This window comes from Actinomadura sp. NPDC048021, from assembly GCF_040653135.1.
In the GTDB taxonomy this organism is placed as follows: Bacteria; Actinomycetota; Actinomycetes; order Streptosporangiales; family Streptosporangiaceae; genus Spirillospora; species Spirillospora verrucosospora.
The window spans coordinates 317,991-333,034 of the sequence record NZ_JBEZJQ010000008.1 but is presented as its reverse complement, the minus strand read 5'-3'; the positions used below and the strand labels follow the sequence as shown (position 1 = coordinate 333,034).

Here is a 15,044-nt window from a genome sequence, read left to right as displayed (position 1 = left end):
GATGGCACGGGGCGACCCGGTCGAATAAAGACCGGGCCGATAAAGGCACTGGCTTTTAACACGCTGTTGAGTTCTCAAGAAACGGACACCCACCGTACCGGATCCGCTTTCGCGTTTCCCGCCCCGGGGCGACTTATTCTTACTTTATCAGATCCGCTCGGACTGTCAATTCCGGGCTTTTCCGATACGCCATTCCGAATCCGCTTGCGCGGTTCCTTCCCGGCGGTGTCGCTATTTCATCAGATCCGGCCCGATTGTCAAAATCGAGCTTTTCCGACCCACCACGGCACGGCACGGCCGACACGACGAAGCCGTGTCGGCTGGTTCGTAGGTGGTTTCCCCATGGTTCGGCCGGCCGCCATGCGAGCGTCCTGCATCCGTGAGGGGACGAGGGGTTAACTTACGCGGTCGGAGCGCCCGCGTCAAATCGGCACCCCGGTCCGATGCTCCTCCGCAGGTTGCAGCGTATTGGGGGAACCCGGTGGGGCCTGTCACCATCTATCTAAGTAGATCACCCAGCCCAAGCAGGAGAGGTACCACCATGGCCTACCCGCCCGCCCCGCCGCCGCCCCCGAGCTCCGGCGCCGGCTCTCCGCCCCCGAACCACCTCCCGTGGGCGATCGCGACCACCATCCTGTGCTGCCTGCCCGCAGGCGTCGTGTCCATCGTCTACGCCGCCCAGGTCAACTCCAAGTGGTCGGCGGGCGACCAGGCCGGTGCGATCAAGTCCTCCAACAACGCGAAGACCTGGGCGATCGTGTCCGCGGTCCTCGGCGTGGTCGTCGGCGCCATCTACTTCTTCATCGCCATGGCGGGGAACAGCGGCAGCTGACCGATGACGGATGAGTCCCGGCCCGTCCCGCTCCCGCGGGGCGGGCCGGTTCCCGGAGCACCGGACGGTTCTCGACAGCCCCTCGCCGTCCGGCTCCTGCGGCCCGGCGGGGTGCTGGTCCTCAGCGTCGCCGCCGTCTTGTACGTCGCCGCGGTCGACCCCAACGAGGCGGGGCACTATCCGACATGCCCCTTCCTCGCTCTCACCGGGTTCCAGTGCCCGGGCTGCGGTTCGATGCGCACCGTCCACGCGCTCGCCCACGGCCATCTCCAGGAGGCCTTCGGCCTGAACGTGCTGACCGTCGCGATGCTCCCGGTTCTGGCGTTCTTCTGGCTCCGGTGGGCGAGAGCCCGCGCCCTGGATCGTCCGGTGAGGACAAAGGTGGCGCACCCCGCGCTGATCTGGGCCCTGTTCGGCGCCATCCTTCTCTTCTGGCTGATCCGGAACCTCCCGGTCGGATCGGCCCTCGCCGCCTGACCACCAACGGCCATGGTCCGGGCGCTCCTTTCGCCATGCCCGGCGCGGCACGCCAGGCACTCCATGGCCCTCGGCTCCCCGGTGTTCGCGGCAGCTCCGCTGTGCTTTCCCAGTGGAGTAGCACCCCCAGTGGAGCGTGCTGGGCCGAAATTCGCTCGCGCAGGCCCCCGGCCAGCAATCACACTCTGTGCGTGATGGAAGTAGCCCTATGTTCCCTGGATGAGCCCGCATTGGCGCGGCTGCTGGACGCGGCCGTGGCGGGCGCCGATCCTCTGGAGGTCATGCCTCCGGTCGCCGGCGCGCCCGGCTGGACACCTGAGCGCCGGACGGCGTTCCTGGAGTTCCACCGGGCGAGATGCCTGAACCCGGCGACGGCGGTGGAGCGCACGTGGGTGATCGATGTCGACGGGGAGGCGGTCGGGGCGGCGCGCCTGGAGCCCCGAGGTGACGCGGTGGAGGCGGGCATCTGGTTGAGCCGCGCTTCCCGGGGTCGCGGGATCGGCACGCGGGTGACGGCGTTGCTGCTGGCTGAGGCCCGGTCGACCGGAGCGGCAAGGTTCCTCGCTTCGACGACCACCGGCAACCGCGGTGCCCGCTCGTTGCTGGCGACCGCAGGCGCCGTGCTCACCGTTGAAGGGGACGAGGTGACCGCCGAGCTTCCGCTCGACTGAAGTCCGTCTCGCGCCTGGCCCCGCGCATGCGTCCACGCTCGACCGTGAAGAGGCATCAAGAACCTCTCCGCTAGAGACGGGACCGCACCGCCGCGATCGCCATCCGGCGCGTACCTGCCCGTTCGCCGCGCTCGCGGCGAACGGGCGGAAGGCGGAACGCGGCTGGACAAAGGAGTCGCCCACGGCCTGAAGTATCTGTTCTCCGCGCTCCCCTCACGCGTCCCGCGGCGAGCGCGATCCCGAACGGTCCAGTCATTTCGAGGCGACGCGAGCCCCCGACCGCTCCGCTCCCTCGGCGGTCGAGGCCGTCCCGCCTTGGACGCGAGACGTTGGTCGCGCGCGTTCGGACCGGCGGCACGGCGACGGCCACCGGTTGTACGCGTCCCCCTAGCGGCGGTGTCCGCTGCTGCACGATGTCCTGTCTGGGCTGGCACACGAACGTGACGGACACACGGGAGGTTCACCGCAGCAAGCGGGGGGCAATCGCCATGCGAGGCCACCCGCCCGGTGTCGTCCGGTGAAGGCGTCGGCGGGGCGTCAGGCCGGGTCGGTGAAGGCGGGCGGGCGCTTGTCGAAGTAGGCGCGGACGGCCTCGACCTGGTTGGGGCTTCCGCGCAGGGCGCCGAGGGTCCGGGACTCCTCCAGGAACTGGCCGGCCAGGTCGGTGTCGGCGGCGCGGTTGAGCAGGCGCTTGGCTCCGCGGACGGCGTCGGGGCTGTTGCCGGCGATCTCGCGGGTGAGTTCGGTGGCGGCGGCGCGCGGGTCGTCGGCGGTGCGGGTCGCCAGGCCGATGCGGACGGCTTCCGCGCCGGAGATCATGCGGCCGGTGAAGGTGAGCTCCTTCGCGACGTCCTCTCCGACCAGGCGGATCAGCGCGGCCGTGCCGGTCATGTCGGGCACCAGGCCCCAGCGGATCTCCAGGACCGACAGGCGCGCGTCCGGGGCGACGATCCGGATGTCGGCGCCGAGCGCGATCTGCAGGCCGCCGCCGAGGGCGTGGCCGTGGACGGCGGCGATGACGGGCTGCGGCAGCTCCCGCCATACGTGCACGGCCTGCTGCCCGAGGTTGGTGATGCGTCCCGGCTCGCGCGCGGTGATGTCGCCGGCGCGCCGCCCGGCGCCGTCGCCGGCCATGGCGGCGAAGTCGGCGAAGTCCAGGCCCGCGCAGAAGGCGCGGCCCTCCCCCGACAGGACCACGGCCCGGACGGAGCCGTCGGCGGCGAGGGCGTCCCCGGTGCGGGCGAGCGCCTCGAACGTGGCCAGGTCGAGGGCGTTCAGCTTGTCGGGACGGTTGAGCCGCACGTCGGCGACCCCCTCGTGGACGTGCACGGTGACGCGGTCGGTCATGCCGGGGGCCCTCTCATCCTCGCGGGTCGTCTCCAAGGGACGATTCCATGCGGCGTCCGGCCGGTCGAGGGCGAGGCTCAGGTCACGGGGACGATCCGCGCTTCGGTGAGCCGGCCGCCGTCGATGTCCAGGAGCCCGAGGGTGCCGTGCGGCTGGCGGCGCCGGTCGGTCGGCGACCCGGGGTTGAAGATGCGGATGCCGTCGCCGGTCTCGTCCAGGGGGATGTGGGAGTGCCCGAACACGACGAGGTCGGCGCCGGGGAACCAGCGCCGCATCCGGGCGGTGCGGCCCTTGGCCTGGCCGCTGTCGTGGACCATCGCGACGGCGAGGCCGTCCAGGTCGAGTTCGAGGCGTTCGGGCGCGCCCCACCCGGCCACGTCGGGCCCGTCGTTGTTGCCGAGGACGGCGTGGACGGGCGCGTACTCGGCCAGCTCGTCCAGGACGGACGCGACGCACACGTCGCCGGCGTGCAGGATCACGTCGGCGTCCCGCAGGTGCTCGGCCACCCGCGGCGGGCACGACTTCCAGCGCCGGGGCGCGTGGGTGTCGGAGATGGCCACCGCTCTCATGCGCCCCATTCTCCCTCAGGGGTCACCATGGGCCGGATGCCGACCTCGCCGGGGCGCCGCCCGTCGGCGCGTTCGAGCTGAAAAGTGAGTGATTTTGCCACGGCAGGTCTCGGACACGCGTGGGAAACAACTGTAAACACGCAGTCATTACTCAGGGCTGAACTGCGGAGTTACGCTCGAATTCCTCGCGATCGTCCAGAAGGATTCGGCCGTACGCCCCCGGTCGTTCTTCCCGACACGGCGACCCAGCACCGCGAGGGCACAGTGAGGGCGGCCGGGCCCGAGGAGGATGATCACTCCCTTGCACCGGCCCCGGGCCCGGCCGCCTCTCCGCACGCTCGCCCTGGGCTAGGGGGTCAGGTAGAGCTTGCGGTCGAAGACGCCGGAGCCCGGCGTGCTCTCACCGCGGGCGATGGCGGAGCCGCTGCCGGTGCCGTTGGACGGGCAGAGGCCGCTGCTTCCCGTCTGCCGCACGAGCGTGATGCCGTCGGCCCTGCCCTGCGCGTCGTCCTGGCCCGGCAGGGGGCGGTTCGGGTTGTCGCGGTTGTAGACGTCGAAGCGCAGACCGTCGGTGCCGCCCGTCCGGAATCCGTAGTAGCAGGTGACGGTGATGCCGAGGATCTTTCCTTCCATCTTGAAGCGAAGACCGCCGTTGATGGACAGGACGCCGTCCCGGCCGCCGGAGACCGGGTCGTAGGCGACGCTCCCGCTCTTGTCGGGCATCTGGCTGAGGTCGAGGTCGGTGGGCGGGGAGCTCAGGCCGTTGGAGGTCCGGCACGCGCCGATCGACGCGGCGGTCAGCTCGCCCGCGCCGGTGGACTGGACGGTGCCCTGCAGTTCGGCGCCGTCGCAGGAGCCGGTCACCTTCGCGCCCAGGTAGTCGACGGAGAACGCCAGACCCCCGACGGTGGCGACCTGCCAGTTGCCGGAGTAGGGGGCTCCGGTGGCGGTCTCCTGGCGGATCGTGGTGGTGGCGGCGGACGCGGCGGGCGCCGTCAGGGCCAGCGCGGCGGAGGCGGCCGCGAGGGGGGCGGCCAGCCTGATGGGAGCCTTCACGGGGTTTCCTCCTCGGGGAGAGGGATTTGATTTTTTCTACCCGAGTGGCCGTGAAATGCAAGACCCTTCCCGCCGGATATCCGCACTCTAGAAGATTCCGATAAACGAGGGCCGCCGGATGCTAAGTCGACCGTGATATCGACCGCGGAGTCAAGCACTTTGTGCGCAGAAATGGGAGGGCGCGCGGCCGGGACGGGAGGTATGGACGGAACCCGGCCGCGCGCCTGGCCTGTCAGTGGAACACGGGCGTCATCGCGTAGACGCGGTTCGGCTTGTTGTAGCCGAAGAAGACGCGGGTGCCGCGGCCCGCGGGCGCGACCGCCAGCCCCTCGCTCTCCCCGGTCAGCGGGATGGGGATCGCTTCGAGGATGTTCCCCGCCCGGTCCAGCACGGTGATGGCGTTGTTGGTGTAGTAGAGGACCTTGTCACCGGCCATCTCCAGGCCCTGCGGGACGCCCTGGTAGCCGAGGTCGAAGGTCGAGCGGACGGTGCCGTCGAGGTCGGTGAACGCGAACACGAAGGGGCCCTGGTCGCCCGGTCCGGCGTGCACGAGCAGGCCGTCGCGCCGGTCGTCGACCGCGACCAGGCCGGAGTTGCCGAGCGCGCCGAAGTCGATGGTGCGCACGACCTCGGGTTCGCCGCTCCAGTCCACGACGTTGACCTTGGTCGGGTTCGTGCCGCCGCCGGTGGCGACGTAGAGGAGCCCGTCGCGGTCGGCGCTGATCTCGGCGGCGTGCCCGACGGCGAGCGGCGCGCTCTCCTTGAGGGTGGTGCCGTCGCGGTCGTACTCGCGGATGACGCCGTGTCCGCCGCCCACGTCGAAGCCGACGTAGAAGCGGCCGCGGCGGTAGGCCAGGCCCTGCATGTTGTCGGTGTGGGGGACGTTGAACAACAGGTCGAAGGTGAAGGAGCGTCCGGCGGCCGCGGCGGGGCGGGCGCCGGCCAGGGCTGCGGCTCCGGCGAGCGTGGCGGCGCCCGCGAAGCCGAGGACTCTGCGGCGAGTGAGAGCTGCCTCGCCGAGTCCGGGTCCGTGCATCGTGCCTCCTTGGGTGGGGGGTGGGGAGGTCAGGGGCCGGTGGGCCGGGGGGCCAGCACCTCGGGGTTCGCGCAGTGCAGGAGGGCCTCGCCGCGCAGGTGGCGGCCGACGTCGGCGGCGAGGATGCGGGCCGCGTTGGCGGCGGTCTGCTTGCTGGCCCCGGCCAGGTGCGGTGTGACGATGATGTTCGGGGTGGTCAGCAGCCGCGACCCGGCGGGGATCGGCTCCTCGGGGAAGACGTCGAACGCGGCGGCGAACAGGTGGCCGGACTCGGCGGCGTCGCAGACGGCCTCGTAGTCCAGCAGCGACCCGCGCGCGCAGTTGACGATGATGGAGCCGGGCGGCATCGCGGCGATCTGCGCGGCGCCGATCATCCCCGTGGTCTGCGGCGTCGCGCGGGCGTGCAGGGAGACGATCTGCGCGCGCGCCAGCAGCTCGTCGAGCGGGACGAGTTCGGCGATGCCGGACAGGTCGCCGAGGTCGTCCAGGTACGGGTCGTGGACGAGCACGCGGGCGCCGAGCGCGGCGAGGGCCCGGGCGACGCGGCGGCCGACGGCGCCGCAGCCGACGAGACCGGCGGTGCTGCCCTGGATCTCGATGCCGACGTCGTCGTAGCGGTAGTAGTCGCCGCGCCACTGCCCCGCCATCAGGTCGACGTGCGTCTGCGGGATGCGCCGGACCGCCGCGAGGATCAGCCCGAGGGTGTGCTCGGCGGTGGCGCCGGCGTTGCGGCCGGGCGCGAAGCAGACGGCCACGCCGTGCTCGGTCGCCGCCTCCAGGTTGGCGTTGACGGGCCCGCCGCGGCTGATCCCGAACAGCCGCAGGTCCGGCGAGGCCTCCAGGATCCGCCGGGTCAGCGGGGCCATCTGGGTGACGCAGACCTCGGCGCCGCGCAGCGCCTCGATGAGCTGCTCCTCGGTCCCCGACGCCTCGTCCACCTCCGCGACGCGCCCGAACGGCTCCACCGGCCACGGCAGGGTGACCTCCGAGAACGCCAGGTCGGCGGGCGCCTCGGCGCGCAGGGCGTCGATGAGCAGCTCGTTGCGGACGAAAAGGTCACCGGCCGCGAGCACGCGGGTAGTCATTCATCGCTCCAGTGGGGTGTTGAACTCCAGGAGGGCGGCCTCGCCGTCCCGGAGCCGGATCTCGGTCAGTGCGCAGTTGCCCAGCGACGGGAACCGCCGCCGGTAGTCCTTGAGCGGCACCCCCAGCAGCCGGCACAGCGCGAGCCGGATCGCCGTGGAGTGCGCGACGACCAGGACGCGGCCGCCCTGGTGCAGGCGGGAGATGTCGTCCAGGCACGCGGTGAAGCGGCGGGCGGCGGCGGACGGATCCTCGCCGCCGGGAAGGTGCGCGGCGACGGGGTCGGCAAGGAAGGCGCGCAGATCCTCGGGGAACTTGCGTTCCATCTCCGCGCGGGTGAGCCCCTCGCCCTGCCCGAAGTCCAGTTCCCGGAGCCGCTCGTCGACGTGCAGCCGCGCGCCGATCGCCGCGGCGGACGGCGCCGCGGTCAGCCGGGACCGCGACAGGTCCGAGCACCACACCGCGTCGGGCCGGGCCGTGCCCGCCCACGCGGCCAGGGCGCGGGCCTGCTCCAGGCCGCGCGGCGTCAGCGCGACGTCGCTGGTCCCCGCGTAGCGGTTGTCGGCGTGCCATTCGGTCTCCCCGTGCCGGACGAGGATGAGGCGCGTCATCGTGATGTCCTCTCGCGTGCGTGCGCGGCGGTCTCGGCGGGCAGCCATCCGCGCCGTTCCAGCTCACCGACCAGGCGCAGGTAGGGCGCGTCGAACACGCCGGTCCTGTCCGGACGCGGGTCGATCACCGCCCTGACGGCGACCATCCGCCCGGCGGTCTCGGCGATGTCGCGGCCCGGCGCGGCGGCGAGGACGGCGGCGCCGAGCGCGGGCTCGGCCTGCCGGGGCAGCACGACGGGGCGGCCGAGGATGTCGGCGCGCAGCTGGCACCAGTACCGGCTGCGCGCGGCCCCGCCCGTCAGCGTCAGGTCGCCGCCGGTGGGCGCGCCGAGCAGGTCGAGGTGGTCGAAGCAGAGCCGCTCCAGGTAGCCGACGCCCTGCAGGAGGGCGGCGAAGTCGTCGGCCTCGTCGCCCGTGCCGCCCAGCCGGAAGCCGCGGGCGTCCGGCGCGAGGAACGGGAACCGCTCCCCCGCCGGGACGAGCGGGTAGGCGAGCGCCGCCGCGGGTTCGTGCCGGGCGGCGCGCCGGTCCAGGTCGGCCAGGTCGCGGCCCGGGAAGTCGCGGGAGAGCGCGCCGGCGCCGGTGCTGGACGCGCCGCCGGGCAGCCACCGCCCGTCCGGGGCCTTGTGGGAGTAGACGACTCCGAACGGGTCCTGGACGAGGTCGTCGCTGACGCCTTTGAGGACGAGGGTCGTGCCGAGGACGGAGTTCCAGGATCCGACGGTGAGGCACCCGGTGCCGAGCTGCGCGGCGCAGCCGTCGGTGGCGCCCGCGACGACCGGGGTCCCTTCGGGGAGGCCGGTCGCCTCGGCGGCCGCGGCGCAGACCGTCCCGAGCGGGGTGCCGGACCGTTCCAGGGGCGGGAGCAGGCCGGCGGGGACGCCCAGCGCGTCGAGGACGTCCGCGGGCCAGTCCTCGGCGACGAGGTCCGCCCCGGTCTTGAGCGCGTTGCTGAGGTCGGCGGCCACCGGGTGCCCGGTCAGCCGCCGGTTGACGAAGTCGGCCTGGTGGGCGAGGCGGGCGCCCTCGCGCGGGTGGTGCTCCAGGAGCCACAGCAGCTTCGGCAGCGCCCAGGCGGGCTGCATGCGCTGGTAGCCGAGGGCGCGCCATACCTCGCCGCCGGCCTCGTTGACCCGCTGGACGTGGCCGGCGGCGCGGGTGTCGTCGTACATGAGCGCCGGGGTCAGCGGCCGCCCGCCGTCGTCGGTGAGCAGGATCGTCCCGGACGTGGCGTCGACGGCGACGGCCTGCACCGCCGGCGCCGGGACGTCGCGCAGCGCCTCCCGGCAGGCGGCGCCGACCGCCGTCCACCAGTCCTCGGGGTCCTGCTCGTGCCGGGGGCCGTCCCGCCGCCCGGTCAGCGCCCGGCTGCCGGCGCCCGCCACGTCGCCCGACGCGGTGACGGCGAGCGCGCGCACGCTCTGCGTCCCCAGGTCGACCCCGACCCACACCGCCTCGTTCTGGTCGGTCACCGGGCGCCGCCGTCCAGGCCGGTGCGGGCGCGGGCCGCCGCGAGGGTCGGCCAGGCGGGCGCCGTGGTGGAGCGGATCGTCAAGAAGTCCTCGTAGGTCTGGGAGTAGTGAGCCGCCCGGTCCGGGTCGGGCGCGTGGGTGTCGCCGGGACGGACGTGGTCTCCGGCGGCGGCGCGGGCGTCGGCGGCCCGCCCGGTGGCCAGGAGGCCGGTGATGAACGCGCCGCGCGCCCCGGCCTCGCTGTCGGCGGACCGGACGACCGGGACGCCCGTGACGTCGGCCAGCATGCCCAGCCAGACGGGGCTGGCCGAGCCGCCGCCGCTGACCCGCAGCTCGGTGGGACGGGTCTCTGCCGCCGTCAGGCAGTCGCGGACGACCAGGCTGAGCCCCTCCAGGACGGCGCGGGCGACGTGCTCGCGCTCGTGGTGGACGGTGAGGCCGTGGAACGCGCCGCGCGCCTGCGGGTCCAGGAACGGCGCGCGTTCGCCGGCGGGCGACAGGTACGGCAGGAAGACCAGCCCGTCGGCGCCCGGCGCCGCCGACGCGGCCAGCTCGGCGAGCGCCGCGGGCGCGGCGAGGCCGAGCACGCGGCACGCCCAGTCGACGACCTGGCCGCCCGCGAGCGTCGGGAAGGCCCGCAGGTAGCGGCCCGGCAGGCCCATCGCGACCGTGAGGCCGGACGGGTCGCCGCCCAGCCGCGGGCCGTCCACGACCGTCTCGGTGCACAGCGTCGTGCCGAGGATCGTGCAGGCCTGGCCGGGGTCGACCGCGCCGACGCCGATCGCGGTGGACGCGATGTCGTAGGGGGCGAGGACGACGGGCAGGCCCTCCGGCAGCCCCAGCTCGTCCGCCGCGCCCCGGGTCAGGGGAGCGGCGCGCCGGTCGTCGCCGAGCACGTCGGGCAGGAGCCGCCGCGCCCACTCCATGTCGTAGGCGCGGACCAGTTCGTCCGAGTAGCGGAGCTCGGCGATGTCCAGGAACGGCGCGGACGCGTCCGAGCCGTCCACCGCGATCCGCCCGGTGAGGCGGGAGAAGATCCAGCCGCCGCAGGTGAGGGACGCCGCCGACCGGGCGAGCCGGTCAGGGTCGTGCTCGCGCAGCCAGGTGAGGATCGCGTTCGGCAGGCCCGCGAAGTGCAGCGACCCGTTGACGCGGAACGCCCGCTCCAGCACGCCGGAGGCCGCCCAGCGCTCGACGGCGGGGGCGGCGCGGCCGTCGTTCCACAGGATCGCCGGGCCGGTGGGCGCGCCGTCGCCGTCCACCAGCCAGCAGCCGTCGCCCTGCGCGGTGAGCGCGAGGAAGTCGACGTCGCCGCCGACCTTCCCGAGCACCTCCCGGACGGCGTCGGCGACGGCCCGCCACACCGCGGCCATGTCCTGCTCGGCGTGTCCCGGCGCGGGCCGGGCGACCTCGGTGGGCCGCCGGGCGACGGCCAGTTCGGCGCCGTCCCCGGCGTACCCCACCGCTTTGATCATCGTGGTGCCCGCGTCGACGCAGACGACCGTCATCGGCTCCCCCGTCCGTTGCGTAGTGGTCCCATCCAACCCGTGCCGGTCAGGCGCGGCCGTGCGAGGCGCGGGAGCGGCGGGCGACCGAGTCCAGCGCCACGGCGAGCAGCAGCACGGCGCCGGTGACCATGAAACGGTAGGACGAGTCGAGGTTCAGCAGCGTCAGCCCGCTGGAGATCGACTGGATGACCAGGATGCCGAGCAGTGCCGCGAAGGCGTTGCCGCGCCCGCCGAACAGGCTCGTCCCGCCGATGACGGCCGCCGCGATCGCGTTCAGGTTGACGTCGCCGCCGCCGCTGCTCTGGTTGGCCGCCGCGAGGCGCGCCGCGGCGAGGACGCCGCCGATCGCGGCGAGCGTGGTGCACAGGACGAACGCCGAGGCGTAGACCGTCCTGACGTTGATGCCGGCGCGCCGAGCCGCCTCGACGTTGCCGCCGACCGCGTACACGGACTTGCCGTACTTCGTCCGGGACAGGACGTAGTGCGTCGCCAGCACGAGCACCAGGAACAGGACGAACATCCAGCCGACGCCGCGGTCCCGGTTCAGGTACCAGACCGCCACGCCGAGGCCGGCGAGCAGGGCGGCGCTGCGCAGGATGAGCGTGCGCTCCGTCGTCGCGGGCAGGCCCGCCCTGCGGCGCTGCGCGGCCCGGTTGTGGCCCGTCAGGTACAGCCCGGCCGCGCCGACGGCGACCAGCGCGTAGGCGAACCACGGCGGGAGGAAGTCCAGCTGGGCGAAGGTCACCAGCCGCGAGTCGAACGGCAGGTTGATCGAGCCCTTGGGCCCGAGGATCCACAGCTGCAGGCCGAGCCAGCCGAGCAGCCCCGCCAGGGTGATCACGAAGCTGGGCACGCCGAGCCGGTTGAACACCTGGGCGTAGAACCAGCCGAGCGCGACGGCCAGCGCCACGGCGGCGACGATCGCGAGCCAGGACGGCCAGCCGTGGTCGACGAACAGCACCGCGACGACGGCGGCGCTGAGCCCGCTGACCGAGCCCACCGACAGGTCGATCTGCCCGACCAGCAGCATGAACATCACGCCGAGCGCGATCACGCCGACCGGCACGCACTCCAGCGCCAGGTTCACCAGGTTCGCGCTGGACAGGAAGACCGGGTTGAGGATCTGCATCACGGTCCAGATCACGATCAGCCCGCCGACCACCGGCGCGACGCCGAGGTCGCCGCCGCGGACCCGGTCGGCCGCGGCCGCCAGCGCGGCGCGCACGCCCCGCTCCCCCTGCTCGCCCGGCAGGCCGGTCCCGGTCTGCGGGGGCGCCATGAGGTCACTCATCGCCCGCTCCCTTCCTCGGGCCGCCCGGTGCGACCCGCTCGGGCCGGTCGCCGTCCGGCCCGTCCGCGCCGCCGGCGGCGGCGTCCTTCTCCTGCGCCGTCCCGGTGTCGCCGCCGTCCTCTGCGGGGGTGTCCCGCGCCTCGGGGCGGAGCTTGCCGGCGCGGCGGCTCACCACGTTGTCGGTCGCGCCGGTGATGGCGGCGACCAGTTCCTCGGCGGAGGTCGTCCGCGCGTCGAACACGCCGTTGTTGCGGCCGAGGCGCAGCACGGCGACGGTGTCGGCGACGGCCTGCACGTCGGCCATGTTGTGGCTGATCATGAGGACGCCGTGGCCGCGCTCCCTGAGCCGCTCGATCAGGTTGAGCACCTCGGCGGTCTGCGCGACGCCGAGCGCGGCGGTCGGCTCGTCCAGGATGATGACCTTCGGGTCGCCGAGCAGCGACCGGGCGATCGCCACCGTCTGCCGCTGGCCGCCCGACAGCGCCGCGACCGGGACCCCCACCGAGGGGATCTTCGCCGAGAGCTGGGTGAGCAGCTCGCGCGAGCGGACCTCCATCGCGACGTCGTCCAGGCGCAGCGCCCGCATCTCGCGGCCGAGGAACAGGTTCTCGATCACGTTGAGGTTCTCGCAGAGGGCGAGGTCCTGGAAGACGGTCGCGATGCCGAGCTGCTGCGCCGCGGCCGGGGTGGGGATGCTCACCTCCCGCGACTCGAAGGTGATGGTCCCCGCGTCCGGGGCGTGCACGCCCGACAGGACCTTCACGAGGGTGGACTTGCCGGCGCCGTTGTCGCCGACGAGGGCGACGACCTCGCCGGCGGCGACGTCCAGGTCGACGCCGGTGAGCGCGGCGACCGCGCCGAACGACTTGCTGACGCCGCGCAGCGACAGCAGCGGGCGCGCCGCGCCGGCGGCCGGGGTGGGCGTTGGTGACATGACGAACCTCGGGAGATCGCTACTTGAGGCCGAGCTTGGCGCAGGCGGCCGCGTACTCGGCGGTGCAGACCTTGTCGGCCTTGAGGGCACCGTCCGGGCCGAGCAGGACCTTGCCGATGTTGTCCTGGGTGACGACGGTCGGCGTGAAGAGCTCCGACGGCGTGCCGAACAGCGTCGTGTTGCCCTTGGGGGTCTCGCCCTGGACGAACGTGTGGGCCGCGTTGGCGGCGGCCTCCGCCACGATCTTGATCGGCTTGGAGATCGTGTTGTACTGGTCGCCGGCGATGATCCGCTGCGCGGCGGCGAGCTCGGCGTCGTTGCCGGTCACCGGCGGGACGTCGGTGCCGGCGGCCTTGAACGCGGCGACGGCGGCGCCGCCGGTGCCGTCGTTCGCGGCGACGACGCCCGCGATCTGGCCGCGGAACTTGCTGATCTGGCCGCTGACCCACTGCTGGGCCTTCGCGGGCTCCCAGCCGGGCGTGTCGTACTCGGCCAGCAGCTTGAAGCCGCTCGGGTCGACGGAGCTGTGGATGCCCTTCTTGATCAGGTTCGCGGCGGCGTCCGTGGGCGAGCCGTTGACCTCCAGGATGCCGCCCTCGGCCTTCTCCTGCTTGAGGTGGTCGACCAGCGACTGGCCGATCATCGCGCCGATCTTCTCGTTGTCGAAGGAGACGTAGTAGTCGGCCTTGGCCGCCGGGATGGGGCGGTCGTAGGCGATCACCTTCACGTCCCGGGACTGCGCCATCCGGACGATCGACGCCGCCGCGGCCGAGTCGACCGGGTCGATCACGATGGCCTTGACGCCCTGGGCGAGCACCGAGCTGGCCTGCTGCTGCTGCTTGGAGGCGTCGGCGCCGGCGTTCTGGTAGAGCACCGTGCAGCCGCCGCACAGCTGCTTCATCCTGGCCTTGAAGAGCGGGGCGTCGTAGAGCTCGTAGCGGGTCGAGGCGATGTCGGGCATCAGGAACGCGATCTTGGCGTTCTTCGCGTCGCCGCCGCCGGACCCCGCGCTCTTGGAGGAGCACGCCGCGGCGGGAGCGAGCGCGGCGAGCGCCGCGGCGGCCGCGGCGACCGTCCTGAGGGAGGGCTTCTTCACTGAGATCTCCTCGGGGGTGCGCCCGTGAAGGGGGCGTTGGAGCCGATGCGGCGTCCGCGCGACCGGGGTCGGCGGCCACCGCGGGGAGAACGTAACATCACGAACGTTAGAAGTGTCAATACATGCACGTTAACTAACACGGATGATCGTGAAGAAGATCGCGCCGGAAGCCGGAAAAGCCTGGTCACAGCTCGGCATCGATCCCATGAGGGATCTAGGCACGTGCGGGTCAGGCGATGTTAGTTATAACGTCCGTGCTCACACGGAGGTCAGCGGCGCGGGGCGACGTCGTAGTCGACCTTGTGCTTCGCCAGCTCGGCCAGCGCCTCCGGCGCCGCCCCGTCGTCCACGACGACCCGCTCGAAGTCGCTCAGCGGCGCGACCCGGTGCAGCGCGGTGCGGCCCAGCTTCGTGTGGTCCACCAGCAGGACGTTGCGGACGGCGCTGCGCAGCATGGCCCGCTTGACGACCACGACCCGCTGCTCCTGGTGGCCGGCGTTGCCCGCCGACACCGCCGAGGTCGACACGAAGCACAGGTCGACCTGCAACGACTCGATCATCTCGACGCACGAGACGCCCATGAACGAGTTGTGCAGCGGGTCGTAGTCGCCGCCGAGCGCGATCAGCCGGATGCCCTGCACCGGGGCCAGCAGGTTCAGGCCGTCGAGGAAGTTGGTGACGATGGTCAGCGGGCCGACGTCGGGGAGCCGCCGGGCGAGGGCGAGGGCCGTCGTCGAGTCGTCGAGCATGATCGCCATGCCGGGCTCGACCAGCTCGACCGCCCTCGCGGCGACGGCTTCCTTCTCCTCGCGCATCGTCTTGGCCCGGTAGGCGACGCTGCTCTCGAAGACCCCGGACCGCTGCGCGGTGACCCCGCCGCGGTACTTGCGGACGATGCCCTGGCGTTCCAGTTCGTCCAGGTCGCGGTGGATCGTCATGAGGCTGACCCCGAACCGCTCGGCGAGCTCGGCGGCCGTCCCCGACCCCGCGGCGAGCACCGCCTCGGCGATCGCGTCCTGCCGCTGCGCGGGCCCCCGCCGCTGCCGGTCGCTCATGCCCCG

General features: G+C 73.0%; 14 protein-coding genes and 1 pseudogene. 3 read left to right on the top strand and 12 right to left on the bottom strand.

Annotation, left to right across the window (positions count from 1 at the left end; genetic code table 11):
- The first annotated feature begins 541 nt into the window (after window positions 1-541).
- The 3 genes from AB0C87_RS16385 (at window position 542) to AB0C87_RS16375 (ending at window position 1,980) form a co-directional block, all read left to right on the top strand.
- Entirely contained in the window at window positions 542-832 is a 291-nt protein-coding gene (locus AB0C87_RS16385; RefSeq protein ID WP_345186521.1) for a CD225/dispanin family protein, read from the top strand.
- 3 nt (window positions 833-835) lie between these two features.
- On the top strand, window positions 836-1,309 hold the full coding sequence (locus tag AB0C87_RS16380) for a DUF2752 domain-containing protein (protein WP_345186525.1): 474 nt from the start codon (window positions 836-838) through the stop codon (window positions 1,307-1,309).
- A 194-nt stretch (window positions 1,310-1,503) separates the two neighbouring features.
- Entirely contained in the window at window positions 1,504-1,980 is a 477-nt protein-coding gene (locus tag AB0C87_RS16375) for a GNAT family N-acetyltransferase (protein ID WP_345186613.1), read from the top strand.
- A gap of 537 nt (window positions 1,981-2,517) precedes the next feature.
- Here AB0C87_RS16375 and AB0C87_RS16370 read toward each other — a convergent pair.
- From AB0C87_RS16370 to AB0C87_RS16315, 12 genes and pseudogenes are all read right to left on the bottom strand, one after another.
- Window positions 2,518-3,327 carry a crotonase/enoyl-CoA hydratase family protein gene (locus tag AB0C87_RS16370; protein ID WP_360578188.1) on the bottom strand — a complete coding sequence of 270 codons (810 nt, stop codon included), beginning with the start codon at window positions 3,325-3,327 and terminating at the stop codon, window positions 2,518-2,520.
- Between the two features lie 77 nt (window positions 3,328-3,404).
- Window positions 3,405-3,896: a metallophosphoesterase family protein gene (locus AB0C87_RS16365; protein ID WP_345186531.1), complete on the bottom strand. Its 492-nt coding sequence runs from the start codon at window positions 3,894-3,896 to the stop codon at window positions 3,405-3,407.
- A 348-nt stretch (window positions 3,897-4,244) separates the two neighbouring features.
- The gene (locus tag AB0C87_RS16360; RefSeq protein ID WP_353835528.1) at window positions 4,245-4,952 is read right to left on the bottom strand and encodes a hypothetical protein; all 708 of its coding nucleotides are present in this window, start codon (window positions 4,950-4,952) and stop codon (window positions 4,245-4,247) included.
- 232 nt (window positions 4,953-5,184) lie between these two features.
- Window positions 5,185-5,988, bottom strand: a complete 804-nt coding sequence (locus AB0C87_RS16355; protein ID WP_353835527.1) for a hypothetical protein — start codon at window positions 5,986-5,988, stop codon at window positions 5,185-5,187.
- A 29-nt stretch (window positions 5,989-6,017) separates the two neighbouring features.
- Window positions 6,018-7,073 carry a 2-hydroxyacid dehydrogenase gene (locus AB0C87_RS16350; protein ID WP_345186539.1) on the bottom strand — a complete coding sequence of 352 codons (1,056 nt, stop codon included), beginning with the start codon at window positions 7,071-7,073 and terminating at the stop codon, window positions 6,018-6,020.
- Window positions 7,074-7,682, bottom strand: coding sequence for a histidine phosphatase family protein (locus tag AB0C87_RS16345; RefSeq protein WP_353835526.1), 609 nt, complete (start codon window positions 7,680-7,682; stop codon window positions 7,074-7,076).
- Complete coding sequence (locus AB0C87_RS16340) at window positions 7,679-9,154, bottom strand: FGGY family carbohydrate kinase (protein WP_353835525.1); 1,476 nt, start codon at window positions 9,152-9,154, stop codon at window positions 7,679-7,681. Before AB0C87_RS16340 ends, AB0C87_RS16345 begins: the two co-directional genes overlap by 4 nt.
- Complete coding sequence (locus tag AB0C87_RS16335; protein ID WP_353835524.1) at window positions 9,151-10,662, bottom strand: FGGY family carbohydrate kinase; 1,512 nt, start codon at window positions 10,660-10,662, stop codon at window positions 9,151-9,153. The genes AB0C87_RS16340 and AB0C87_RS16335 overlap by 4 nt, the downstream gene beginning before the upstream one ends.
- A 46-nt stretch (window positions 10,663-10,708) precedes the next feature.
- The gene (locus AB0C87_RS16330) at window positions 10,709-11,953 is read right to left on the bottom strand and encodes a sugar ABC transporter permease (protein WP_360578184.1); all 1,245 of its coding nucleotides are present in this window, start codon (window positions 11,951-11,953) and stop codon (window positions 10,709-10,711) included.
- Window positions 11,954-12,104: 151 nt separating this feature from the next.
- A pseudogene (locus AB0C87_RS16325) lies at window positions 12,105-12,887 on the bottom strand (ATP-binding cassette domain-containing protein); the annotation flags it as partial.
- Between the two features lie 19 nt (window positions 12,888-12,906).
- Complete coding sequence (locus AB0C87_RS16320; RefSeq protein ID WP_345186559.1) at window positions 12,907-13,983, bottom strand: substrate-binding domain-containing protein; 1,077 nt, start codon at window positions 13,981-13,983, stop codon at window positions 12,907-12,909.
- 269 nt (window positions 13,984-14,252) lie between these two features.
- Window positions 14,253-15,038, bottom strand: a complete 786-nt coding sequence (locus tag AB0C87_RS16315; RefSeq protein WP_345186563.1) for a DeoR/GlpR family DNA-binding transcription regulator — start codon at window positions 15,036-15,038, stop codon at window positions 14,253-14,255.
- Window positions 15,039-15,044 lie beyond the last annotated feature (6 nt).

Bases quoted from the DNA above. Each gene is read 5' to 3' on its own strand.
- AB0C87_RS16385 (WP_345186521.1), top strand. From the start codon at position 542: ATGGCCTACCCGCCCGCCCCGCCGCCGCCCCCGAGCTCCGGCGCCGGC.
- AB0C87_RS16380 (WP_345186525.1), top strand. From the start codon at position 836: ATGACGGATGAGTCCCGGCCCGTCCCGCTCCCGCGGGGCGGGCCGGTT.
- AB0C87_RS16365 (WP_345186531.1), bottom strand. From the start codon at position 3,896: ATGAGAGCGGTGGCCATCTCCGACACCCACGCGCCCCGGCGCTGGAAG.
- AB0C87_RS16330 (WP_360578184.1), bottom strand. From the start codon at position 11,953: ATGAGTGACCTCATGGCGCCCCCGCAGACCGGGACCGGCCTGCCGGGC.
- AB0C87_RS16350 (WP_345186539.1), bottom strand. From the start codon at position 7,073: ATGACTACCCGCGTGCTCGCGGCCGGTGACCTTTTCGTCCGCAACGAG.
- AB0C87_RS16355 (WP_353835527.1), bottom strand. From the start codon at position 5,988: ATGCACGGACCCGGACTCGGCGAGGCAGCTCTCACTCGCCGCAGAGTC.
- AB0C87_RS16370 (WP_360578188.1), bottom strand. From the start codon at position 3,327: ATGACCGACCGCGTCACCGTGCACGTCCACGAGGGGGTCGCCGACGTG.
- AB0C87_RS16335 (WP_353835524.1), bottom strand. From the start codon at position 10,662: ATGACGGTCGTCTGCGTCGACGCGGGCACCACGATGATCAAAGCGGTG.
- AB0C87_RS16315 (WP_345186563.1), bottom strand. From the start codon at position 15,038: ATGAGCGACCGGCAGCGGCGGGGGCCCGCGCAGCGGCAGGACGCGATC.
- AB0C87_RS16375 (WP_345186613.1), top strand. From the start codon at position 1,504: ATGGAAGTAGCCCTATGTTCCCTGGATGAGCCCGCATTGGCGCGGCTG.
- AB0C87_RS16345 (WP_353835526.1), bottom strand. From the start codon at position 7,682: ATGACGCGCCTCATCCTCGTCCGGCACGGGGAGACCGAATGGCACGCC.